Origin of the sequence: Streptomyces sp. NK08204 (assembly GCF_020400585.1) — a bacterium.
Taxonomy (GTDB): Bacteria; Actinomycetota; Actinomycetes; order Streptomycetales; family Streptomycetaceae; genus Streptomyces.
In genome coordinates this window covers 1-22,345 of sequence record NZ_JAINVF010000027.1, presented here as the reverse complement: position 1 = coordinate 22,345, position 22,345 = coordinate 1, and the positions used below count along the sequence as shown (strand labels likewise).

At 72.3% G+C, this 22,345-nt stretch carries 22 protein-coding genes and 4 pseudogenes; 13 read left to right on the top strand and 13 right to left on the bottom strand.

Going from position 1 to position 22,345, the window contains the following annotated elements; all coding sequences use genetic code 11:
* Nucleotides 1-957: an NAD(P)/FAD-dependent oxidoreductase gene (locus tag K7G59_RS29065; RefSeq protein ID WP_225839406.1), complete on the bottom strand. Its 957-nt coding sequence runs from the start codon at nt 955-957 to the stop codon at nt 1-3.
* A 79-nt stretch (nt 958-1,036) separates the two neighbouring features.
* Between K7G59_RS29065 and K7G59_RS29060 the strand changes: the two genes are divergently transcribed.
* The 6 genes from K7G59_RS29060 to K7G59_RS29035 all read left to right on the top strand — a co-directional run bounded on the left by K7G59_RS29060 (nt 1,037) and on the right by K7G59_RS29035 (nt 6,270).
* On the top strand, nt 1,037-1,609 hold the full coding sequence (locus tag K7G59_RS29060; protein ID WP_225839404.1) for a helix-turn-helix domain-containing protein: 573 nt from the start codon (nt 1,037-1,039) through the stop codon (nt 1,607-1,609).
* Between the two features lie 84 nt (nt 1,610-1,693).
* Nucleotides 1,694-2,671, top strand: coding sequence for an NADPH:quinone oxidoreductase family protein (locus K7G59_RS29055; protein WP_225839402.1), 978 nt, complete (start codon nt 1,694-1,696; stop codon nt 2,669-2,671).
* The gene (locus tag K7G59_RS29050; RefSeq protein WP_225839400.1) at nt 2,668-3,849 is read left to right on the top strand and encodes an acyl-CoA dehydrogenase family protein; all 1,182 of its coding nucleotides are present in this window, start codon (nt 2,668-2,670) and stop codon (nt 3,847-3,849) included. The genes K7G59_RS29055 and K7G59_RS29050 overlap by 4 nt, the downstream gene beginning before the upstream one ends.
* Entirely contained in the window at nt 3,846-4,919 is a 1,074-nt protein-coding gene (locus K7G59_RS29045; RefSeq protein ID WP_225839397.1) for an acyl-CoA dehydrogenase family protein, read from the top strand. The genes K7G59_RS29050 and K7G59_RS29045 overlap by 4 nt, the downstream gene beginning before the upstream one ends.
* Nucleotides 4,920-5,090: 171 nt before the next feature.
* Nucleotides 5,091-5,954, top strand: a complete 864-nt coding sequence (locus K7G59_RS29040) for a phosphatidylinositol-specific phospholipase C/glycerophosphodiester phosphodiesterase family protein (RefSeq protein ID WP_225839396.1) — start codon at nt 5,091-5,093, stop codon at nt 5,952-5,954.
* A gap of 121 nt (nt 5,955-6,075) precedes the next feature.
* Complete coding sequence (locus K7G59_RS29035; protein WP_225839394.1) at nt 6,076-6,270, top strand: hypothetical protein; 195 nt, start codon at nt 6,076-6,078, stop codon at nt 6,268-6,270.
* Nucleotides 6,271-6,282: 12 nt separating this feature from the next.
* Here the strand turns inward: K7G59_RS29035 and K7G59_RS29030 are convergent, their stop codons facing one another.
* Nucleotides 6,283-7,521, bottom strand: a complete 1,239-nt coding sequence (locus tag K7G59_RS29030) for a phosphodiester glycosidase family protein (protein WP_225839391.1) — start codon at nt 7,519-7,521, stop codon at nt 6,283-6,285.
* 74 nt (nt 7,522-7,595) lie between these two features.
* Nucleotides 7,596-7,955 (bottom strand): DUF779 domain-containing protein, encoded by a 360-nt coding sequence (locus K7G59_RS29025; protein ID WP_225839388.1) that lies wholly within the window; start codon nt 7,953-7,955, stop codon nt 7,596-7,598.
* Between K7G59_RS29025 and K7G59_RS35440 the strand changes: the two genes are divergently transcribed.
* Entirely contained in the window at nt 7,919-8,677 is a 759-nt protein-coding gene (locus K7G59_RS35440; protein WP_374114302.1) for an amidohydrolase family protein, read from the top strand. The two genes, K7G59_RS29025 and K7G59_RS35440, sit on opposite strands and share 37 nt — an antisense overlap.
* On the opposite strand, the gene K7G59_RS29020 is transcribed toward K7G59_RS35440, so the two are convergent.
* On the bottom strand, nt 8,649-8,936 hold the full coding sequence (locus K7G59_RS29020) for a DUF1905 domain-containing protein (protein ID WP_225839385.1): 288 nt from the start codon (nt 8,934-8,936) through the stop codon (nt 8,649-8,651). The genes K7G59_RS35440 and K7G59_RS29020 overlap by 29 nt on opposite strands.
* A 195-nt stretch (nt 8,937-9,131) precedes the next feature.
* Between K7G59_RS29020 and K7G59_RS29015 the strand changes: the two genes are divergently transcribed.
* A complete protein-coding gene (locus K7G59_RS29015; protein ID WP_225839383.1) occupies nt 9,132-9,761 on the top strand; it encodes a DedA family protein in 630 nt (209 codons plus the stop codon).
* Between the two features lie 23 nt (nt 9,762-9,784).
* Nucleotides 9,785-10,264, top strand: coding sequence for an HIT family protein (locus K7G59_RS29010; protein ID WP_225839379.1), 480 nt, complete (start codon nt 9,785-9,787; stop codon nt 10,262-10,264).
* 213 nt (nt 10,265-10,477) lie between these two features.
* On the opposite strand, the gene K7G59_RS29005 is transcribed toward K7G59_RS29010, so the two are convergent.
* From K7G59_RS29005 to K7G59_RS28990, 4 genes and pseudogenes are all read right to left on the bottom strand, one after another.
* Entirely contained in the window at nt 10,478-11,977 is a 1,500-nt protein-coding gene (locus K7G59_RS29005) for an MFS transporter (RefSeq protein WP_225839377.1), read from the bottom strand.
* 229 nt (nt 11,978-12,206) lie between these two features.
* Nucleotides 12,207-12,818 carry a fibronectin type III-like domain-contianing protein gene (locus K7G59_RS29000; protein ID WP_374114305.1) on the bottom strand — a complete coding sequence of 204 codons (612 nt, stop codon included), beginning with the start codon at nt 12,816-12,818 and terminating at the stop codon, nt 12,207-12,209.
* Nucleotides 12,763-12,978, bottom strand: a pseudogene (locus K7G59_RS28995) (CoA-transferase); the annotation flags it as partial. The gene K7G59_RS29000 and the pseudogene K7G59_RS28995, both read right to left, overlap by 56 nt.
* 172 nt (nt 12,979-13,150) lie before the next feature.
* Nucleotides 13,151-13,861, bottom strand: coding sequence for a TetR/AcrR family transcriptional regulator (locus tag K7G59_RS28990; protein WP_225839375.1), 711 nt, complete (start codon nt 13,859-13,861; stop codon nt 13,151-13,153).
* A gap of 94 nt (nt 13,862-13,955) precedes the next feature.
* Between K7G59_RS28990 and K7G59_RS28985 the strand changes: the two genes are divergently transcribed.
* Complete coding sequence (locus tag K7G59_RS28985) at nt 13,956-15,590, top strand: amidohydrolase (RefSeq protein WP_225839372.1); 1,635 nt, start codon at nt 13,956-13,958, stop codon at nt 15,588-15,590.
* On the opposite strand, the gene K7G59_RS28980 is transcribed toward K7G59_RS28985, so the two are convergent.
* Complete coding sequence (locus K7G59_RS28980; RefSeq protein ID WP_308295103.1) at nt 15,557-15,859, bottom strand: substrate-binding domain-containing protein; 303 nt, start codon at nt 15,857-15,859, stop codon at nt 15,557-15,559. The genes K7G59_RS28985 and K7G59_RS28980 overlap by 34 nt on opposite strands.
* Before the next feature lie 15 nt (nt 15,860-15,874).
* Between K7G59_RS28980 and K7G59_RS28975 the strand changes: the two are divergent.
* Nucleotides 15,875-16,510: pseudogene (locus K7G59_RS28975) on the top strand (ABC transporter ATP-binding protein); the annotation flags it as partial.
* Between the two features lie 1,093 nt (nt 16,511-17,603).
* Nucleotides 17,604-19,028, top strand: coding sequence for a DEAD/DEAH box helicase (locus tag K7G59_RS28970; RefSeq protein ID WP_374114301.1), 1,425 nt, complete (start codon nt 17,604-17,606; stop codon nt 19,026-19,028).
* A 92-nt stretch (nt 19,029-19,120) separates the two neighbouring features.
* Here the strand turns inward: K7G59_RS28970 and K7G59_RS28965 are convergent, their stop codons facing one another.
* The 3 genes and pseudogenes from K7G59_RS28965 to K7G59_RS28955 form a co-directional block, all read right to left on the bottom strand.
* Nucleotides 19,121-19,285, bottom strand: a complete 165-nt coding sequence (locus K7G59_RS28965; protein ID WP_225839531.1) for a hypothetical protein — start codon at nt 19,283-19,285, stop codon at nt 19,121-19,123.
* Nucleotides 19,285-19,602: pseudogene (locus K7G59_RS28960) on the bottom strand (DNA cytosine methyltransferase); the annotation flags it as partial. The gene K7G59_RS28965 and the pseudogene K7G59_RS28960, both read right to left, overlap by 1 nt.
* Nucleotides 19,599-19,898 (bottom strand): hypothetical protein, encoded by a 300-nt coding sequence (locus K7G59_RS28955; protein WP_225839529.1) that lies wholly within the window; start codon nt 19,896-19,898, stop codon nt 19,599-19,601. The gene K7G59_RS28955 and the pseudogene K7G59_RS28960, both read right to left, overlap by 4 nt.
* Here K7G59_RS28955 and K7G59_RS28950 point away from each other — a divergent pair.
* Nucleotides 19,861-20,349 carry a GNAT family N-acetyltransferase gene (locus K7G59_RS28950; RefSeq protein ID WP_225839370.1) on the top strand — a complete coding sequence of 163 codons (489 nt, stop codon included), beginning with the start codon at nt 19,861-19,863 and terminating at the stop codon, nt 20,347-20,349. The two genes, K7G59_RS28955 and K7G59_RS28950, sit on opposite strands and share 38 nt — an antisense overlap.
* A 338-nt stretch (nt 20,350-20,687) precedes the next feature.
* Here the strand turns inward: K7G59_RS28950 and K7G59_RS28945 are convergent.
* Nucleotides 20,688-22,240 (bottom strand): annotated as a pseudogene (locus K7G59_RS28945) (ribonuclease J).
* Between the last annotated feature and the right edge of the window lie 105 nt (nt 22,241-22,345).

Here is a 22,345-nt window from a genome sequence, read left to right as displayed (position 1 = left end):
CTACACCCGGACGGCCGCGTCGAGGTCGGCGAGGAGCAGCTCCGCGTTGATCGCCGCTCCGGCGCGGTAGCCCCGGCTGGCCGCGTTCACCACCTGCTCGGCGGACCCGCTCGCGTTGCCGGCCGCCCACAGTCCGGGCACGCTCGTCAGACCCCGTTCGTCGATCACCGGGTAGCTGCCGAAGGGGGTCTCGCGCAGCTTCGCGCCCAGCCGTACGAACAGGTCGCCCTGCGGAACGGCGCGCGGGGCGGCGTACAGCACCTCGCGGTCGTGGACCGCGCCTCCCCCAGAGGGGGCACCCCCAGCGAGCCGGATCCCGGTGAGCCGGTCCGCCTCCACGACAAGCTCCGCCACCTCGCCGGGAACGACGGGGACGCGGGCGGCGGCCAGCCGGCGCAGGTCGTCGTCCGTCAGCTCGCCCGGGTGGACCCGGTGCAGGAAGAGACGCACGTCCTTCGACCACCGGGTGACCATCAGGGCCTGGTGCACGCTCAGCGGGGAGGTGGCGAGCACGCCCGTCGGCCGGTCGCGGACCTCCCAGCCATGGCAGTAGGGGCAGTGCAGCACGTCCCGGCCGAACCGCTCGGCAAGGCCCGGGACGGGCGGGAGTTCGTCCTTCAGGCCGGTGGCCACCACCAGCTGCCGTGCCCGTACGGCCCGGCCGCTCGCCAGGGCCACGGTGAAGTCCCCGTCCTCCCCGTCCCGGCCGGCGTCCACCGCACGGTCCCGGACCAGCTCCACGCCGTAACGGGCGATCTCCTCACGCCCGACGGCCAGGAACTCGGCCGGGGACATGCCGTCCCGGGACAGATAGCCCCGCATGTGCGCCGCGGACGCGTTGCGGGGCTCGCCCGCGTCGACGACCAGTGTGCGCAGCCGGGCGCGGCCCAGGACGAGCGCGGCGGACAGCCCGGCCGCCCCGCCTCCGATCACGACGACTTCGTACCTCTCGGTCATGGTGACCACCTCCGCGGCCGACGGTCGCCCATGCATGGCGGTATTGACAAACCCGTTTGCCGATTCTGCAATGAGGGCCATGACGACCGATGAGGTACTGGCGGAAGTGGGCCCCCGGCTGCGACGCATCCGCCAGCAGCGGGAGGTGACCCTCGCCGCGCTGTCGGAGGCGACCGGGATCTCTGTCAGCACCCTGTCCCGGCTGGAGTCGGGCCTGCGCAGGCCGAGCCTGGAACTCCTGCTCCCGATCGCCCAGGCCCATCAGGTGCCGCTGGATGAACTGGTCGGCGCGCCGCCGGTGGGGGACCCGCGGGTGCGGTTCAAGCCGATCGTGCGCCACGGACGCACCCACTGGCCGCTGACCCGGCAGCCCGGCGGGCTCCAGGCGTTCAAGATCCTGGAACCGCAGCGCAAGGAGGAGCCGGATCCGCGCACCCACGAGGGCTACGAGTGGCTGTACGTGCTCTCCGGGCGGCTGCGCCTGGTGCTGGGCGAACACGACGTGGTCCTCACGGCGGGCGAGGCCGCCGAGTTCGACACCCGGGTACCGCACTGGTTCGGGTCGACGGGGGAGGGGCCGGTGGAGTTCCTGAGCCTGTTCGGGCCGCAGGGCGAACGGATGCACGTTCGGGCCCGGCCCCGGCAGCCGTGATGCGCCTGACGGTTCCCTGAATAGCAAGCGACCGCTTAGTATGCGTCGGACCCGGTCAGACGAGCAGTCCCGTGGAGGCCCCGCATGCAGGCATGGCAAGTGCACGAGAACGGCGAGCCGGGCGAGGTGATGCGCCTGGCAGAGGTGGAGCGCCCCTCACCCGGCGACGGCAAGGTGCTGCTGCGGGTCCGCGCCGCCAACGTCAACTTCCCGGACGCGCTGATGTGCCGGGGCGAGTACCAGGTGCGCCCTGCGCTGCCGTTCACGCCCGGGGTGGAGATCTGCGCCGAGACCGAGGACGGCCGCCGGGTCATCGCCAACCCCGAGCTGCCGCACGGCGGTTTCGCCGAGTACGCCGTCGCCGACGCCCGCGCCCTGCTGCCCGCGCCCGAGTCGCTCGACGACGCGGAGGCCGCCGCGCTGCACATCGGCTACCAGACGGGCTGGTTCGCCCTGCACCGCAGAGCCCGGCTGGAGGCGGGCGAGACCCTCCTCGTGCACGCCGCCGCGGGCGGTGTCGGCAGTGCCGCCGTACAGCTCGGCAAGGCTGCCGGCGCCACCGTGATCGGCGTCGCGGGCGGCGCCGCCAAGGCGGCCGTCGCCCGCGAGCTGGGCTGCGACGTCGTGGTGGACCGGCACACCGAGGACGTCGTCGCCGCCGTGAAGGAGGCCACCGGCGGCCGCGGCGCCGACGTGATCTACGACCCGGTCGGCGGCGACGCCTACGCGCAGTCCGCCAAGCTGGTCGCCTTCGAGGGCCGGATCGTGGTCATCGGCTTCACCAGCGGCACCATCCCGACCCCGGGCCTCAACCACGCCCTGGTGAAGAACTACTCGATCCTCGGCCTGCACTGGGGCCTGTACACCACCAAGAACCCCAAGCTGGTCCTGCACTGCCACGAGCAGCTCACCGAGCTGGCCGCCCGGGGCGCGATCAAGCCGCTGGTCAGCGAGCGGGTGCCGCTCGAGGGCGCGGCGGACGCCGTGCAGCGGGTCGCCGACGGTGTGACCACCGGACGCGTCGCCGTCCTCCCGGCACTGAAGAACGGAGCCGTAAAATGACCGACGCCGACGAACTGCGCAGCCGTACAAGGCAGTTCCTGGCTACGCACCCGCCTGCCACCACTGGCCGCCTCGACTTCCTCCGGGCCCGGTTCGACGCCGGCCTCGCCTGGGTGCACTTTCCGCAGGGGCTCGGCGGACTCGGTGCCCCGCGCTCCCTCCAGGCCGTGGTGGACGCCGAGCTGGAGCAGGCCGGCGCGCCCGACAACGACCCCCGGCGCATCGGCATCGGCCTCGGCATGGTCGCCCCCACCATCCTGCGCTACGGCACCGAGGAGCAGCAGCGGCGCTATCTGCGGCCCCTGTGGACGGGCGAGGAGGTCTGGTGCCAGCTCTTCAGCGAGCCGGGCGCCGGCTCGGACCTGGCCGCGCTCGGCACCCGTGCCGTGCGTGAAGGAGCCGACTGGGTGGTCAACGGGCAGAAGGTGTGGACGTCCAGCGCCCATCTCGCCCGCTGGGCCATCCTCATCGCCCGCACCGACCCGGACGTGCCCAAGCACGCGGGCATCACCTACTTCGTCTGCGACATGACCGACCCCGGTGTCGAGGTGCGCCCGCTGCGGCAGATCACCGGCGAGGCCGAGTTCAACGAGGTCTTCCTCACCGACGTCCGCATCCCCGACTCCCGCCGCCTCGGCGACGTCGGCGACGGCTGGCGGGTCGCGCAGACCACGCTCAACAACGAGCGCGTCGCCATCGGCGGCATGCGGCTGCCCCGCGAGGGCGGCATGATCGGCCCGGTGTCGAAGACCTGGCGTGAGCGCCCCGACCTGCGCACCCACGACCTGCACCAGCGGCTGCTGAAGCTCTGGGTCGAGGCCGAGGTCTCCCGGCTCACCGCCGAGCGGCTGCGTCAGCAGCTCGTCGCCGGGCAGCCCGGCCCCGAAGGCGCCGGCATGAAGCTCGCCTTCGCCCGCCTCAACCAGGAGATCAGCGGCCTGGAGGTCGAACTCCGCGGCGCCGAGGGCCTTTTGCGCGACGAGTGGACCATGCGCCGCCCGGAGCTGGTCGACTTCACGGGCCGCGACGCCGGCTACCGCTATCTGCGCGCCAAGGGCAACAGCATCGAGGGCGGGACCACCGAGGTCCTGCTGAACATCGTCGCCGAGCGGGTCCTCGGCCTGCCCGCCGAGCCGCGCACCGACAAGGAAGTCGCCTGGAAGGACCTCTCCCGATGACGGATCTTCTCTACTCCGAGGAGGAAGAGGCGCTGCGCGCCGCTGTCCGCGGCCTGCTCACCGACCACTGCCCTCCGGCCGACGTGATCGCCCGCACCGAGTCGGACGTCCCGCACGACCTCGACCTGTGGAAGCTGCTCGCCGACAGCATGGGCCTCGCCGGGCTCCTGGTGCCCGAGGCACAGGGCGGCCAGGGCGCCACCCACCGCGAAGTCGCCGTCGTGCTGGAGGAGCTGGGGCGCGCGGTGGCCCCGGTGCCGTATCTCACCAGTGCGGTCGTCGCCACCGAGGCCCTGCTGGCCTGCGGCGACGAGGAACTGCTGGGCCGGCTGGCCTCCGGGCGCACCATAGGCGCCCTCGCGGTCGGGCTGCACACCGCCCCGGGCGCCGCGTTCGCGGCCGTACGCCTGGAGAACGGCACGCTGCACGGCGAGTTGACCGGTATCGCGGACGCCGGCGCGGCCGACGTGCTGCTCGTCCCGGCCGACGACGGCGGCCTGTACGCCGTGTCCGCCGACGCGGTGACGGTCACCCCGCAGACATCCCTGGACCAGACCCGGCCCCTCGCCACCGTCACCCTCGACAGCGCGCCCGGCCGCCGCACAGGCGACGCAGGGCCCGCCGTACGCCGAGCCCTGCGCGCCGCGGCCGGACTCCTCGCCTCGGAGCAACTGGGCGTCGCCGACTGGGCGTTGACGGAGACCGTGCGCTACCTGAAAGAACGCAAGCAGTTCAACCGGCCGGTCGGCGGCTTTCAGGCGCTCAAGCACCGGCTCGCCCAGGTGTGGCTGGAGGTCGTGAACCTCCGTGCCGCCGCCCGTGCCGCCGCGGACGCGCTGGCCCGCGGCCAGGACACCGACGTCTCGGTCGCCGTCGCACAGGCCTACGCCGCTCCGGCCGCCGTCCATGCCGCGGAGGAGGCGGTGCAACTGCACGGCGGCATCGGCATGACCTGGGAGCACCCGGCCCACCTGTACCTGAAGCGCGCCAAGGCCGACTCCATCGCCTACGGCACCGCCGGCGCCCACCGCTCGGCGCTGGCCGAACTGGTCGACCTCGGCGCACCCTGATCCACGGCAGGTGAAGCCCGCCCCACCTGGGGCGGGCTTGTGCGTGCGCGTGCTCCGGCGAAGTGAACAGAGGGCGGCGGTCCGGCCAACTCGCTTACGAGCAGGGTCATTCGGACGCCAAGGCCACGCATACTCTCCCAGGTCCCAGCAGACCCTTCAGGGAGGCAGAGCATGGCCCTCACCACCCGTCGCGGAGCCCTCACCGCCCTCGGCGCCGCCCTCGCCGGCGGAGTCGTCCTGCCCGCCGGCCGGGCCTGGGCGGCCGACGGCCACCGCGGCCCGCACCCGCTGTGGAACGCCCACGCCCACAACGACTACGAGCACCCGCGCCCCCTGTTCGACGCCCTCGACCACCGCTTCGGCAGCGTCGAGGCCGACATCTTCCTCGTCGGCGACCAGCTCCTCGTCGCGCACGAGGCCACCGACCTGGACCCGACCCGTACCCTCGAGTCGCTCTACCTCGATCCGCTCGCCGCTCTGGTGCGCGCCAACGAGGGCTGCGTCTACCGGGGTTGGCGTCGGCCGGTGCAGCTCCTGATCGACATCAAGACCGAGGGCTCCTCGACGTACCTGGAGCTCGACCGCCATCTGCGCCGCTACCCGCAGCTGTTCACCCGTTACGCGGGCGGCCGGGTCCACCCCGGCCCGCTCACCGCCGTCGTCTCCGGCGACCGTGCGGCCCGCATCCCCATGGAGGCCCAGACCGAGCGCCGCGCCTTCTACGACGGCCGGCTCAGCGACCTCGCCGGTACGGCCCCCGCCTCCTTCATCCCGCTGATCAGCGACAACTGGACGAACAACTTCACCTGGCTGGGGGTCGGGCCGTTCCCGGACGCCGAACGGCAGAAGCTGCGCGCCATCACCGGACAGGCGCACGCGGGCGGCCGGCAGGTCCGGTTCTGGGCCACGCCCGACACCCCGGGTCCCGCCCGGGACGCGCTGTGGACGGAGCTGCTCGCGGGCGGCGTCGACTACCTCAACACCGACGACCTCGCCGGTCTGGAGGCCTTCCTCGACGCCCACGGCTCCGTGTAACGGCGGGACCTCCGCGTGACACCACACGATCGGAGGACACGTCAGGTGCCCGGACGGACCCTCCGCTGCGCCACACTTGCGGCCGAACGCCGCTCATGGGGCGTGGCGGAGGAGGTTCCCGATGGCCGTTTCCATCTCTGCGGTGCTGCTGCTCCTGAGCATCACCGTGATCTTCATGCGCAACGGCGCGCTGAAGGTCTCGCACGCCTTGGTCTGCATGCTGCTCGGCTTCTGCATGGCCAGCTCGAGCGTGGCGCCCACCATCAACAGCGGACTCACGGCGACCGCCAGCCTGGTGAGCGGCCTGCAGCCCTGAGCCGCCGGGGTGTCACCCCGTCGTGAACACCCCGATGCCGTTCGGTACCGGTCGCTCGGCGCCGGTGCTCGGGTGGTTGCGGACCGACACCGTGCGCGCGCCCGGCTTCCGGACGACCATCTCCGTGGAGCCGCCGCCGTCCAGGCTGAACGCGTCGTACGATCCCAACTTCCGCATGACCCAGGATACTTCGGCGATCGTCAGGCCGCTGCGGTAGGCGGGGGCGCCGTCCGTGGCGAGCAGCAGCAGCCTGCGCCCGTCGTTGCTGAGGCCGACGGCGGTCCGTACCGCCGAGACCCTGTCGTCGAGCCCGGCGAGCGGCTCCCCGTCACGCAGCACCGGGTACCCGCCGAGCGCGAACCGGTACGGCACCTTCGACGCCGATGCCAGCAGGCGGTGCCACACCGTCACCGGGTTCCCCGGGGCCAGCTTGCGCAGCTGCCGGGCGCCCGTGCCGCGGCCGAGCAGCACTGTGGTGCCCGCGGCGATCGGGCCGCTGCCCGGCCGGTCGGAGACGGACACGACCCGGCCGGCGCGGACCGTCACCTCGTAGGCGGTGCTGTCGCATTTCGCCGCGCGGTCGGTGTCGGAGCCGCAGACCGCGCGTGCCCGCGAGACGCTGCCCCAGGCCCGGGTGAAGGCGCCGACGGAGTTCTCCGGCAGCGCGTACTGATTGAGCCCCCGCAGCGGCAGCGTCCCCTCCGGGGTGCGGACCGAGCCGGTGAGGGAGAGCCGGTCCAGCCGGGCCCGCCTGTCCTCGCCCACCCCGAACACCTCCTCGGTGGTGGTGCCGGGCGGCAGCACGGGGCCGAACCGCTGGCCGCCGGGCACCGCGGCCTTCAGCATCCGGCCGTGCGCGACGGCCGGCCCGTCGGCGGCGCCGGTGGCCGCCACGCCGGGGCGCCGGGTCTCGCTGATGTCGAAGAAGTCCCCGTTGACGCCCGCGACGGCGCCCGCCGCGTCGGCCATCCCGGAGACCGTGGCGCGGGCCGCCACCGCGCCCGGGTACAGCAGGTCCAGGCGCACATGCCGGTCGGTCAGGTCGACGCTGAGCACATGGGCGCGCGTCGTCCCCTTGGCCGCCGACAGGTCGAACTGCCGGTAGGTGACACCCGGCGCGATCAGCCTGCCCTCCGGCACGGCACCGGCCGGCGCCGCCCCGGTCAGGGCCGCGCCGGCCAGCACACCGAACGCCGTGAGAGCCGTGATGACCGTTCTGCCCGCTGCTGAGCGCCGCTGACGTCGCGTCACCGTACCCCCTGATGTCTCGTCACCGTCCCGGAAGTCAGGGTCAGTGCACCAGACGCGGGGGACCGCCGGGGCGGCTAGGCGTCGACTACGCGAGAACGGGTGAGAAAACGCACCCCCTCGGGTGCCTCAAGCGAGAACCCGCTGCCCCGTCCGGGTACCACGTCCACGATCAGCCGGGTGTGGCTCCACGCCGCATACTGGCTGCGCGACATCCAGAAGGTCACCGGCTCCTCCACGCCGTCCACCGACAGCTCGGCCAGCAGCACGTCCGAGCCGCCGGTGCGGAACTCGCCGTCCGGGTAGCACATGGGTGCGCTGCCGTCGCAGCAGCCGCCGGACTGGTGGAACATCAGCGGACCGTGTTCGGCACGCAACCGGCGCACCAGCTCCGCGGCTCGTGGGGTCAGTTCGACGCGGGGGACTTCCTCTTCCATGGTCACCGTCCTGGAGAGCGGGGCGTCGGACGCGCGCCAGTCTCACGGGTTGTCAGCGGGGCGTCCAGGAGGCGGCGTCAGCTCACGCGGTGCGCACCGGCGCTGCCGCCGCATCAGGAGCGCGTACGCGTCCGCCGGCACGGGCCCACCGGGAGGGCGAGGCCGATCCCGCCCGGGGCGGCGACGGGACCGATGCGGACGGTGTCGGCGCACAGGGCGGAGGCGGCGACGCCCGCCCCGAGCGCCGGCGCGCGGACAGGGTGGCCCCGCGCCCGCACCGGAACGGCGGGTGCCGGGCCCCGCCGCACCGCCCATCTGCCCCGGCCCGGCACCGCCCATCTGCCCCGGCCCGGCACCGCCCATCTGCCCCGGCCCCGCACGGCCCGGAGCAGGGCCTCACCGCTCTGCAGTCGCTGCAGGGCGTGACCGTCGACACCGCCTGGGCCGCCGGGGAGGAGAACTCGGCCGGCCGGAGCGCCGTCGGCCGGCGCGCCGACCTCACCGCCCTGGCCGACCACCCGTTGCGGGCGCCCGACACCGCCTTGGCCGCACGGCCTCTCCTTCTCACGGCGGTGACCGGGCGGGCCACGGCCCCCGCGCGTGGCCCCGCCCCGCCCGTCCGGCCCATCCGGCTACGTGCGAGAAGGGCCCGGCGGACGAGACGTAGGGAGGTGACTCGTGAAGATCGCGTGGCTAGAGCCGAATGGACATGTCGACGGTGACGTCGTCGCCCGCAGAGAGGCCGTGCGGGGTGCGCACGGCGCTCTTGAGAGGCAGCAGGTAGCCGCCGTCCCTGGGGAACAGGGAGGTGGTGAAGGCGGTACCGCCGATCCGGGCCTCGACGGGGATGACGCCCCAGCCGTAGGTGGCCAGCGCGGCGACCTGGCGGATGTCGTCGCACTCCGCGTCCGGCACGGGGACGAAGTAGTACGGCGACGGACCCCGCCATTCGATCACGCGGCCGGTGAAGACGAGGTCCATGAAACAGTCCGATCGGCAGGGGGCCGGTTCGTCGGCCCGGCCCGTCCGGGGGCCAGGTCGTGCTCAGGGTAGCGCCAGGGTCCCGGCGCCCTGGTGGCCGGGTGGAGCGGGTCCGTTCCGAGCGGGCGGTTTCACGGCCGGAGGGCGATGCTGGGGGAGCGAGCAGCCCTTCGAAGAGGCCAGGAGGCACGGCCGGTGATCAGCGTCAACCCGCTGAACAGCGCCTCGGTCCTGGCCGCCTTCGGCGCCCTGGGGGTCCTGGTCGTGATCTTTGCCGAGTCAGGACTCCTGGTCGTCGGTTTCTTCCTGCCCGGTGACACGCTGCTGTTCCCGGCCGGTGTGCTGTGTGCGGGCAGCGCGGACCGGCCGCCGCGACTGGAGTTGTGGCAGGTGCTGCTGTGCGCGGCCGTCGGCGCGGTGGCCGGCGGACAGGTGGGGTTCCTGCTCGGCCGGCACGGCGGGCGGCCCCTGCTGTCGCGCACCTCCAGCCGGCGCGTGAAGACGGCGGCGGCACGGGCGGAGGAACTGCTCGCCCGCTACGGCTACGGCAAGGCCCTGGTGATCGGACGCTTCGTGCCTCTGCTGCGCACCGTCCTGCACCCGGTGGCCGGAGTGCTCGGAGTTCCCACCCGCACCTTCACCGTCTGGCAGACCGTGGGCGGCGTCCTCTGGTCGCAGTCCCTCGTCCTGGCCGGTTACACGCTCGGTGCGTCCGTGCCGAACATCGACGACTATCTGCTGCCGTTGGTCGCGGTGGTCCTGGCCCTCTCGTTCCTGCCCCTGCTGATCGAGGCCCGCCGTACGCGCCACGAACGCCGGCCTTGATCGCTTACGGATAGGGTCGGGTCATGACAAACGACTGGCGGAAGGACCGGATCGGAGCAGCGCTCCGTGGTGAGAACCCGACCGTGCTGCGACGCCTGGACGCGGGGTTCGCGGCGATCGGGGACGTCCAGTTCCTGCCGGGCTACTCGGTTCTCCTCGTGGACGAACCCGGCGTCGAACGGCTGTCTGATCTGCCGCGGGCCAAGCGGGCGGCGTTCCTCGCCGACATGGACCGGCTCGGTGAAGCGGTCGAGCGGGCCTGCGGGCGGCTGGACCCGAGGTTCCGGCGGGTCAATCTGGAGATCCTGGGGAACACCTACCCGGTTCTGCACGCGCATGTCTGGCCGCGCTACGAGTGGGAGCCGGCGGAACTGGTGGGCCTGCCGGTGTGGCTCTACCCGCACGACCGGTGGAACGACGAGACCTTCAGGCTCGGCCCGAGCCACGACGAGCTGCGGGTTGCGATCGGGGAAGAACTGGACCGCCTGGGCGCGACGGCCTGACCGCGGCCCGCCAGCGGGGATCGCCTCCCCGTGACGGTCGCGGCAGAAAGTCCCGTCCCCTCGCTCGGCCCGGGCTGCCCAAACGCCGGTCACCGCGACCGATTCGTCCGGCTCGGTGGCCGTCTCGTCGGGCACGGTGACCGTGCTGGACCGAGGAGGACCCCCGGTCCAGGAGGCGCGCCCCTCGCGGGTGCAGGGGGCGCCCCGTTCGCGTCAGGCTGCGGGTTCGGTGGCCTTCTCGGTGGCAGGGGTGGTGGCCGAGGCGGTCACCGGCGCGGTAAGCGGACCGTGCCCGCCGCGCAGGCCGTACCCGCTGATGACCGCCACGAGGGCGAAGGCGGTGGCGCCGATCCAGAAGGTGAGGGTGAAGCCGGACTCCGCGGGCAGCGCCGGGACGCCGACGGGGAGGTGCTCGATGGTCTTCGAGGCCAGGATCGTGGTGACGACGGCGCTGCCGATGGCGCTGCCGGTGGAGCGGGAGATGGAGTTGATGCCGTTGGCGATGCCGCTCTGGTGGTGCGGGACGCTCGCCATGATGACGGCGGGCATGGCGGCGTAGCCGAAGCTGACGGCCGCGCCGATGACGATGCCGGCCCCGATCACCGAGGCGGTGTGGCCATGGCCGAGGGCGAGCCAGCCGAAGCCCAGGGCGCCGAGCGCGGCGGCCAGGGTCAGTGCCGTGCGCGGACCGCGGTGGCGGACCAGCTGGCCGCCGATGGGCGAGGCGAGCAGCGAGACGATCGCGCCGGGCAGCAGGTACTGCACGGAGGCGCGCAGGATGGACGCGTCGAAGCCGTAGCCGGTGAGGGCCTTGGGCATCTGGACGAGGTAGGAGATGCCGAGGAAGTTCGCGAACATGCCGAAGCCGACGAGGATGCCGGCCAGGTTGGCCATGAGCACCGGCCGGTGGACGAACATCCGCATGTCGACGAGGGGTTCGCTGACCTTGAGTTCGGTGAGGACCCAGACGGCCGTCATGACGGCCGCGCCCGCGAAGCAGCCCAGCGTGCGGGCGGAGGTCCAGCCCCACTCGTGGCCCTGGGAGATGGGCAGCAGGAGCAGCAGGAGGGTGACGCCGAGGGTCAGCGCGCCGAGGAAGTCGGTGCGGCCACCGGTCTTGTGGCGGGTCGCCGGGACCAGGAGGACCACCGCGAGCAGGGCGAGTGCGGCCAGACCGGTCGCCATCCAGAAGGCGCTGCGGTAGTCGGCGTCGGGGCCGGAGGTGAGCAGACCGGTGGCGACGAGCGCGAGGCCGCTGCCGAAGGCGAGGGTCCCGCTGACCAGTGACATGGCGCCGGGCAGCTTCTCGGGGCGCACCTCCTCGCGCAGCACGGACAGGGCGAGCGGGAAGATCGCCGTGGCGGAGCCCTCCAGGACGCGGCCCAGGATCAGCAAGGGCAGCGAGGTCGCGAGGGCGGCGATGACCGAGCCGACGACCATCACGACGAGCACGCCCACCAGGGTCGGCTTCTTGCCGTGCTGGTCGCCGAAACGGCCGAGCAGCGGGGTGAAGACGGCAGCCGAGAGCAGGGTGGCGGTGGTCACCCAGCTCACGCCCGCCGTCGAGGTGCCGAGGTCGGCGCGGATGAGGCCGAGGATCGGGACCGGCAGCGTCTGCATCATCGACACGACCATCGCGGCGAGGCTCAGCGCGAAGACGATGACCGTCTCACGTCTGCGGCCGGTGCTGGGCGGAGTGGTGGCCTGGCTCATCAGGGTAAGGAACCTTCTCAATGCTTCAGAACTTAGATGTTTCATGTCATCAAGTACCCGCAGACCCTAGACCGAGATACTTAAGAAAGTCAAACAAATAGTTGCCGAGGCGAAGCATCGGGTTTCTTCCTGCGTCCCTGACCGGCCCGCCGGGCCCTTCACCTGCGCGGCGCAGCCGGGGAACCGCTCCTGGACGCGCTCCCCGGGCTGCCGGCCTGCCGCTCCCCGGTCACAGGCCTGCCGGGACGGTGAGCAGCACGGACAGGTCCTCGTGGATGCTGCTTCGAGAGGCGTGCAGTCGGTAGCGGCCAGGGGCGGTGGTCCAGGCGCCGTGGGCCTCGTCCCAGATCTGGAAGGTGCGCGCCGAGAGCGGGATGACGGCCTCGGCGGTGCCGCCAGGAGGGGCGGTGACCGTCGTGAACCCGGCGAGTCTGCGGCTGGGGCGTGTGTCGGCGGCGTCGAGCGGCTCGGCGTAGATCTGGACGGTCTCGCGGCCCGGGCGGGTTCCGGAGTTGCGAAGGCGGATGTGTACCGAGTCGGGCCCGGCGTCCAGGGTCAGGTATTCCCAGGTCGTGTAGCCCAGGCCGTGACCGAAGGGGTACGCGGGTGCGACGGTGCGGTTCCGCCAGGCCGGGTAGCCGATGAAGAGACCTTCTTCATAGGGGAGGACGCCGTCCTCGGGGGTGACACGGGTGACGGGGGCGTCCGCGAGGCGGTCGGGCCAGGTGGTGGGCAGGCGGCCGCCCGGTTCTTCCCGGCCGAGGAGTACGTCGGCGAGGGATGGCGGCGGCCTGTTCCGGGGTGAGCGCGAGCATGCGCTGGACGAACACGCCCGGCAGATGGACCTGGTCGGGATCCAGCTCGCCGGGCTCGACCAACTCCTCCACCTCGGCGATCGTGATGCGGCCGGCCATCGCGGCGAGCGGGTTGAAGTTGCCGGCGGCGCGGCTGAAGACGAGGTTGCCGCTCCTTCCGGGTCGGCGACCTGCTGCCGGCCGAACGCTGCGCGCCCGGCGCGCTGTTCGCCGCCGACTGGGACGAGAAACAAGCCTGGCCGCGCTGCTGCCGCACCTGCGGGCGACGGCCGCACGGATCGGCGCCGACGTGGCGGCGGTGAGCCGCTTCTCGCCCGTGGCCACCGGCTGAGTCCGCCGGCCGCCCGCGGCTCACCGGTCAGTCGCCGTCCTCCGCCGGGCGGAGCGCCGCGACCGCGTCGAGCATCAGCTCCAGGGCGTACGGGTACCCGCTGTTGCGCATGTCGGCGGCGAGCAGCGGCAAGGTCGCGGCGATGTTCGGGTGGGTGTCGGCTGGCAGCCGGCCGTAGACCTCCTGCCAGACCTCCGCGTCCGCCTGCTGCGCCGCCTCCGGCAGCGCGAGCGCGGCGGCGTCCTGAGCGGCGAAGGCGAGCGCCTGGTCGACGAACGCATGGTAGATCCGCACTGCGAGCCGGTCCGGGAAACCGCCGGAACGCAGGATGCCGAGGATCGTCTCCACCGTCCGCGTCTCGTTCGGCCGCCCGGTCGTGCGATGCGCCGCGAGCAGCGCGGCCTGCGGGTTCGACTGGTACGAGGCGTGGATCCGCAGCCCGATCGCGCGCAGGTCGGCGCGCCAGTCGCCGGTGCTCGTCCAGCCGTCCTGGGCGCGGCCGATCAGCTCGTCCGCGAGGGCGAGCAGCAGGGCGTCGGTGTTGCGGAAGTAGCGGTAGAGCGCGCTGGGGTCGGCGCCCAGTGCGGCGCCCAGCCGCCGTACCGACAGCGCCTCCGCTCCATGCTGCGCGACCAGGCGCAACGCGGTCTCGACGATCAGCTCTTCCGACAGGACGGCGCCCTGCTTGGTGGGGCGGCGGCGCTGCCGCCTGCCTTCGGGTACCACACGCTCGGCCATGTCCGGACCTTACGTCAACACCATTGACGTGTAAACGGCCGTCCCGCTTCCATGACGCCCACCAAGCCCGCCGTCCCGAGCACTGGAGCCACGTATGGCAACGGCCGATCTCGTCTTCACCCGCGGTCCCGTCTTCACGGTCGATCCGGCCCGCACCCGGGCGACCTCGCTCGCTGTCGTCGGCGACCGGATCGCGGCCGTCGGCCACGACGAGGTGCTGGACCTCGTGGGGCCCGGCACCGAGGTCGTCGATCTGACGGGGAAGCTGTTGCTCCCAGGGTTCCAGGACGCCCACGTCCACCCCGTCGCCGGCGGCCGGGAGCTGGTCGAGTGCGACCTGACCGGCACGGTCGGCGTCACGGAGTACCTGGACCTGATCCGCGGCTACGCGGACGCCCACCCCGACCATGTCTGGATCACCGGCGGCGGCTGGTCGATGGAGAGCTTCGACGGCGGGCTGCCCACCCGTCAGCTGCTCGACTCCGTCGTGCCGGACCGCCCGGTGCTGCTCTCCAACCGGGACCACCACGGCGCGTGGGTCAACACCCGGGCGCTCGAACTGGCCGGGATCACCGCCGACACCCCTGATCCGGCCGACGGCCGGATCGAGCGCGAGGCGGACGGCTCCGCCAGCGGCATGCTCCAGGAGGGCGCGATCGGGCTGGTCGCCCGGCTGGTGCCGGCGGCCACGCCGCAGGACCGGCTGGCCGGTCTGCTGCGTGCCCAGAAACTGCTCCACTCGCTCGGCATCACAGCCTGGCAGGACGCGCTGCTGGGCTCCGTCGGCGGCATGCCCGACCCGTCGGACGCCTATCTGACCGCCGCCCGCGACGGCTCGCTCACCGCCCGGGTCATCGGTGCGTTGTGGTGGGACCGGGAGCGGGGCGCCGAGCAGATCGACGAACTGGTGGCGAAGCGTGCGGCGTTGCAGCACGGCCGGTTCCGCGCCGGGTCGGTGAAGATCATGCAGGACGGCATCGCAGAGAACTTCACCGCCGCGCTGTCCTCCCCGTATCTGGACGGCTGCGGCTGCGCCACCACCAATACCGGCATCAGCTTCGTCGACCCCGAGGCGCTGTGCGGGTACGTGACCCAGCTCGACGCCCTCGACTTCCAGGTGCACTTCCACGCGCTGGGCGACCGCGCCGTGCGCGAGGCCCTGGACGCCGTCGAGGCCGCGGTGGCCGCGAACGGCCGACGCGGCAACCGGCACCACCTGGCCCATCTCCAGGTCGTCCACCCGGACGACATCGCGCGGTTCGCCCGGCTCGGGGCGATCGCCAACATCCAGCCGTTGTGGGCCGCCCACGAACCGCAGATGGACGAGCTCACCATCCCCTTCCTCGGGGTCGAACGGGCCGCGTGGCAGTACCCGTTCGGCGATCTGCTGCGCGCCGGGGCGACCCTGGCGGCGGGCAGTGACTGGCCCGTCAGCAGCCCCGCGCCGCTGGAAGGCATCCACGTCGCGGTGAACCGCCGCGCCCCGGAGGCCGGGGACGACCGGGTCTTTCTCCCCGAGCAGCGCATCGACCTGCCCAGCGCGCTGGCCGCGTACACGGCCGGCTCCGCATATGTGAACGGTCTCGAGGACACCGGCAGCCTGGCCCCCGGCCACCTCGCCGACCTCGTCGTCCTCGACCGCGACATCCTCACCGGGCCGCCGGAGGAGATCGCCGAGGCCAGGGTCGAGCGGACCTATGTCGGCGGCCGGCTCGTGCACGCGGTCTGACCGTGCCGGACCGAGGAGGCCCGGACGTCGAGGGTGGTCGGCACGAGCGTCCCGGACGGCTCCTGGCGGCCGTGCTCCAGGACGGCGACGAGGAGTTCGAGCCCGGCCTGCGCGACCTCGCGGGGCCGCAGGCTCACCGTCGTCACCGGCGGCTCGGTGTGCAGGGCGGTCGCGTCCTCGCTCACACAGACGAGGAGCAGGTCGCCGGGGACCCGGTAGCCCTGCCGGCGAGCCGCGTCCAGGACGAGCGGCGGGCTCGCCTCGGCCACGACGAACAGCGCGTCCGGCCGGACGGCGGCACGGTCCGCCTGGACGGCCGGGACCGGTCGGCACGGCCCCGGAACCGGGCCGAACGGCTGGACCGTGCCCGGGAGATCCAGATGGTCTTCCAGGACCCGTACCTCTCGCTCGATCCGCGGGTGACGGTGTCCGGCTGCCTCGACGAGGTCCTCCGGCTGCACACGGCGCTCGACGCCGCCGCCCGCCGGGCCCGGGTCGCCGAACTGCTCGACCAGGTCGGCCTCGGCACCCGCGAGTCCACGGTCCTGCCACGCCGTCTCTCCGGCGGCCAGCGCCAACGCGTCGCCATCGCCCGGGCGTTGGCGGTGCAGCCGAGGGTCCTCGTCCTGGACGAGGCGGTCGCGGCACTCGATGTGTCCATCCAGGCGCAGATTCTCGACCTGCTCGCGACGATCCGCCGCGAGGCGGGTATCGGCTACCTGTTCGTCACCCATGACCTGGCAGTGGTCCGGCACATCGCCGACGCGGTGCTGGTGCTCAAGACGGGGCGGGTCGTCGAGACCGGCCCCACCGCCCACGTCCTGGACGCCCCGCAGCACCCGTACACCCGGCTGCTCCTGGCCTCCGTGCCCCGCCGGGGCTGGGACCCGGCTCACGGGTCGCTGACGCAGGCCACGTAGACGGCGAGCCGAAGCCGAGGAGGTGGCGAGGAGTCCGAAGACCGTGACGGCGGAGCCACCGCGGTCATGGTCCGCAGCAGAGCCCCGCGGGGCCGACGCGCCTGGCGTGCGCAGCCGGACGGGGTGAGCTCCACGGTGTGCCCGGCCCGCTCGGCATGGCCACGGAGCCCAGCCGTGCGGTCGGCGTAGAGCGGGCCGAGCAGAGCGGAGACGGCCGTCGCCAGATGGCGTCCATCGGGACCTCTCCTCGCCACCGGGCCCCTTCGAGTACCTCATGCCGTGCGGACCGGCGGGGCGGCACGGCGGTTCGCGCAGGAGGGCGAGCGGGGCCCTGTGCGAGCGCTGTGCGACGTCATGACCCGGCTCCCACACCTCGTCGACGCGGGAACCCTGGCCAGGCGGGGAGTACCTGCTCACCGCGCTCGCCGGAGAGCACCCTCCCACCTGCGCACCCGAGAATGACTTCGAGCGGTTCCTCCCCTCGATGCCCGGCGGCCTGGCCCTCCCCGGGCGCATCCAGGCTGCCCGGCGTCGGCATAGGGATGTCCACCCGGCACACGTGCGGCTGCATCGCGCTGATGGGTCCACCGCGGGCGGTTTCAACGGGGCGTGCGGACGGCGCCGAGCTGGGCGAGACGCTCGTGCGGATCGTCGGACCACCGGCGGTCTCGAGGTGTTGGTGAACTCTTCGGGGCTGGAGCGTGCACGCTTGGTCCGTGACCGTCTGGGACGGTGATGTGCAGCAGTGCGTACGGAATGAAGCCGTGCACATCTCCGGACGGCGCGCGGGGGCGCTGCCGAGCGGGAGGAGGGTCGCCAGGTCATCGATCCTCGTGCCGGGCGACCCTGTTGTTCCTCCTAGAAGAAGCCAAGCTTCTTCGGCGAGTACGAGACGAGGAGGTTCTTCGTCTGCTGGGTCCGGCTGTCGTTCCTCGGCTGAGCGGCGCGGCACGGGAGGCCCGGACGGCGTGCCCCGTGCTAGCGTTGCGCTTTTGCTGTGTCGCTGTGTCGGTGCTCCGTTGGGTGTCTCTGGTCGGCGGCCGCGTCCCTGCCGCGCCTTCCTCGGTACGGTCCCTTCGGAGGAAGGCTCTCTGTGAGCGAATCAACACGTGCCGATGCCCGGCGGCAGGACGATGTGTCCGAGGCGTCGGGGGCCACTTCGGCAGTGCCCACGGCGGCGTCCTTCGCCCAGCTGGGGTTGCCGGCCGAGGTTCTGCGGGCGCTCGATGAGCAGGGTGTGACTGTGCCCTTTCCTGTCCAGGCGGCGGCGCTGCCGAACGCGCTCGCGGGACGGGACGTCCTGGGCCGGGGCCGCACAGGATCCGGCAAGACGCTCGCCTTCGGCCTGGGGATGCTCGCCCGGACGGCCGGGCAGCGCGCGCAGCCGAAAGAGCCGCTGGCGCTCGTTCTGGTGCCCACCAGGGAGCTGGCGCAGCAGGTCGGTGAGGCGCTCACCCCGTACGTCGAGGCGCTGCGGCTGCGGCTCGCGACCGTGGTGGGCGGCGTGTCCATCGGACGGCAGGCCGCCGTGCTGCGGGATGGTGCCGAGATCGTCGTCGCCACGCCCGGTCGGCTGCACGACCTCATCGAGCGCAAGGGCTGCCGACTGGGACGGGTGCGCATCGTGGTCCTGGACGAGGCCGACCAGATGTGTGACATGGGGTTCCTGCCGCAGGTCACCGGGATCCTGGACCAGGTACGTCCCGACGGGCAGCGGATGCTGTTCTCCGCCACCCTCGACGGCGATGTCGACCGGCTGGTGCAGCGCTACCTGCGCGACCCCGCCGTCCACTCGGTGGATCCTTCGTCCAGCGCCGTCTCCGCGATCGAGCACCACGTCTTCGTCGTGCACGGCCCGGACCGGTACGCCGTGACCACGGAGATCGCCGCTCGGGACGGCCGCGTCCTGCTGTTCCTGGACACCAAGCACGGCGTCGACCAGCTCACGCGGCATCTGCGGGCCAGCGGCGTGGCCGCCGCCGCCCTGCACAGCGGGAAGTCCCAGCCGCAGCGCACCCGGACCCTGGCCCAGTTCAAGAACGGGCAGATCACCGCGCTGGTAGCGACGAACGTCGCCGCACGCGGCCTGCACGTCGACGACCTCGACCTCGTGGTCAACGTCGACCCGGCCACCGACCCGAAGGACTATCTGCACCGCGCGGGCCGCACGGCCCGGGCCGGCCGCTCCGGCACCGTCGTGACACTCGTCCCGTCGGGACAGCGCCGCGAGACGAGCCAGGTCATGGCGGACGCCGACGTCGCCCCCAAGGTCACCAAAGTGCGGTCCGGCGAGGCGGAGCTGAGCCGGATCACCGGCGCCAAGGCCCCCTCCGGGAAGCCTCTCGACGACGGGTCGGCCGTACCGCGCCCCAAGAACCACAACATCCCGTTCGGCGGCCTGGGCAGCGCCAAGGACGCGAAGAGCGGTTCCGGTGGCAGGTCGTCGTCCCGCAAGAGCAGCGAGGCCCGCAAGCTCGCGGAGGCCCGCAAGGCGGCCCGGGTGCGGCGCGGCGGCTGAGACCGGCTTCCCGGACTGCCGGGCAGTGTCTTCGTCTACGCTGCTGGACGGATACGCGGGACCGGAGATCGGCCGGGGTGCATCGGACGGCGTCACGTACGGGTGACCGGATCAGGGGCCGACAGGGCACGAATGCCGACGGACACTTCGGCGCGCGCCGGGGTGGAGAACGCGTCTGGGCCGCTGCCGGTCAAGTTGGTGAGGCGCTGCGGTTCGGACAGGAGGGCGCCGAGCAGGGCCTGCTCGGCGTAGTACACCGGCGGACCTTCTCACGGTCGGCGGCGAGATCGGAGACTGCCTGGCGGACGAGCGGCTGGTCGACCAGGCCAAGAAGCTTGCCCGCCATCGACCACACCTGGCACGGCGGGGAGGCGGTCAGCCCGGGAATCCGAGCGGAGAAGATCCATACGGTATAGCGGGCGACATCGGTCTGGATCGTCAACCGAACGACTCGAGCCCGGGTTTTCCAGGCCCGGCTGTCCCACTCCAGGCCGATGTCCCGCGCCCCGGGGACCGTGAGGGCGCGGCTCCAGCCGCCGGGGCCGGCGAACAGGTCGAGGATGATCCGCCTCATGAGGCTGGCTCGGAATTTTCCGGTACCGGCTCGGCTTCGCCGCGGCAAGCCCAGGGAGAGCAGCAGTCGACCACGCCGTGATCCAACTTCTCCGCATCGGTTCGGGCGTCCGGTGGCTGCTTGCGGGCGGCCGATTCGGCGGCAGTGACGTGGCCGATCGGGGCCTGGGTGAGCGGCTCGCGGGAGCGCTGCAGGAACGCCTGCCCGAGCAGCCGACCCGCCGTACGAAGGCACTCCCCGGTGCGAAATACTCTCCCGATGAGTTCACGCCCTTTTCCGAGCAGCCAGCCGATCACGATACGGAGGGCCGTCGCGCGGGATGCCAAACGGCTCACGCGGCTCGTGCGTGGCTCAGGCGCCTATGAGGGTAAGTACGCAGCCGCAGTCGCGGGCTACCGGGTCGGTCCTGATTACATCGAGGCCCACCGTGCCTTTGTGGCCGTCGGCGCCGACGAGCATGGAGGCCGGGTCCTCGGGTTCTACTCGCTCGTCCTCGCGCCACCGGAACTCGACCTGCTGTTCGTCGCCGACGAAGCGCAAGGACGGGGCATTGGACGGCTGCTTGTGGCGCACATGCAGTCCGAGGCCCGTGCCGCCGGGCTCGACCGTCTCAAGGTCGTGTCGCATCTTCCCGCCGAGGACTTCTACCACCGCGTTGGTGCGGTGCGGACCGGGACCGCGTTCGCGAACCCGCCCGCCGTGCCGTGGGACCGTCCCGAATTCGAGTTTCGCATTCCTCCGGAATGACGCGGTGTGCCGGTTGGCGGGGCACTGTCTGGAGCGGGCGGGGGCGGGTCCCCGTCGCGAGCCGGCTGTCACAGCCGATTCTTTCCTGAGCAGGAGGCACGGGCCGCCGGCCGTGACGCTCGTTTGAGGCTCTGGGCGCCCGGACGCTGCGCGGCGAGCCGAGAAAGTGGTGCTTACCTGGTCTTTTCTACGGCTCACGCAGGCCGACACCTTCCGATGACTCATCATGTGGAGTGCGTTGCCACCCCGGCCTGCAGGGGTGGCAACGCACTCCCGTGCCCAGCCTCGATGCCGGCGAGGCCGCGGCCGGAACCGGGACCGTGCCGCCGGGCTGTGGTTCAGGCGTCGATGATGACGGGGATGATGAGGGGCTTGCGGCGATAGGTGCGGAACGCCCAGTTCGCGACGGCGCGGGCGAGGAGTTGTTCGAGTTGGCGCGCGTCCCCGACGCCTTCCTCGGCCGCGGTGGCCAGGGTCTTCTCGATGACGGGGATGACCGGCTCGAAGGTGGTGTCGTCGTGGACGAAGCCCCGGGCCAGGAAGTCGGGGGCCTCGGCGAGGGCGCCTGTGTCCGCGTCGACGATCGCCACCACCGTGACCACGCCTTCGGCGGCGAGGGTGAGGCGGTCCTTGAGGGACGCTTCGGTGGCGCCGCCGACTTCCATGCCGTCCACGTAGACGTTGCCGGCGGGGACCTTGCCGGTGATGGATGCGCGCCCGTCGACCAGGTCGACGACGACGCCGTCCTCGGCGATGACGACCCGGTCGGGGTCGACACCGGTGCGGATGGCGAGGTCGGCGTTGGCCCGCAGGTGGCGCCATTCGCCGTGCACCGGCATGACGTTGCGGGGTTTGACGATGTTGTAGCACCTTGGCGTTGCCCTTGTGGACCACGCGGGCGCCCCACCGGGTGAGTCCGTTGATCACCCGGTAGATGGCGTTCTCGTTGCCGGGGATGAGGGAGCTGGCGAGCAGGACGGTGTCGTCCTTGCCGATGCGGATCATGTGGTCGCGGTTGGCCATCCGTGACAACGCGGCCATCGGTTCGCCCTGGGAGCCGGTGCACACTAGCGTGATCTTGTGGTCCGGGAGCTTCTCCAGCTCCTTCGTGCTCACGACCAGACCGGAGGGGACCTTCAGATAGCCCAGGTCACGGGCGATGCCCATGTTGCGGACCATGGACCGGCCGACGAAGGCGACCTTGCGGCCGTGCTGGTGGGCGGCGTCCAGGACCTGCTGGATGCGGTGCACGTGGCTGGCGAAGCTGGAGACGATGACCCGGCGCGGCGCGGCGCGGCGCGGTGCGCATCACCTGCTCGATCGCCGGGTTCAGCTCTCGCTCGGAGGTGGTGAAGCCGGGTACTTCGGCGTTGGTGGAGTCGGTGAGGAACAGGTCCACGCCCTCCTCGCCGAGGCGGGCGAAGGCGCGCAGGTCGGTGATGCGGTCGTCGAGAGGGAACTGGTCCATCTTGAAGTCGCCGGTGTGCAGCACCATCCCGGCCCGGCTGCGGATCGCGACCGCGAGGCTGTCGGGGATGGAGTGGTTGACCGCCACGAACCCGCAGTCGAAGGGCCCGAAACTACGCCGGTCGCCCTCGCGCACCCGCACCGTGCGCGGCCGGATGCCGTGTTCCTTGAGCTTGGCCCCCAGGAACGCCAGCGTCAACTTGGAGCCGACGACGGGAATGTCGGACCGCTCGCGCAGCAGGTACGGCACGCCGCCGATGTGGTCCTCGTGGCCGTGGGTGAGGACCACGGCCACGATGTCGTCCAGCCGGTCCCGGATCGAGGTGAAGTCCGGCAGGATCACGTCCACACCGGGCTGGGTCTCCTCGGGGAACAGCACGCCGCAGTCGACGATGAGCAGCTTGCCCGCGTGCTGTGCGGGCACGGGGCGGTGTCATCGAGAAGCCGGCTTCGTCCTCGAAGACGATCCAGGGCCCGTGCTCCGCCGCGAGCCTTTTACCCGGGGCCACACCTCCTTCTTCCACAATTC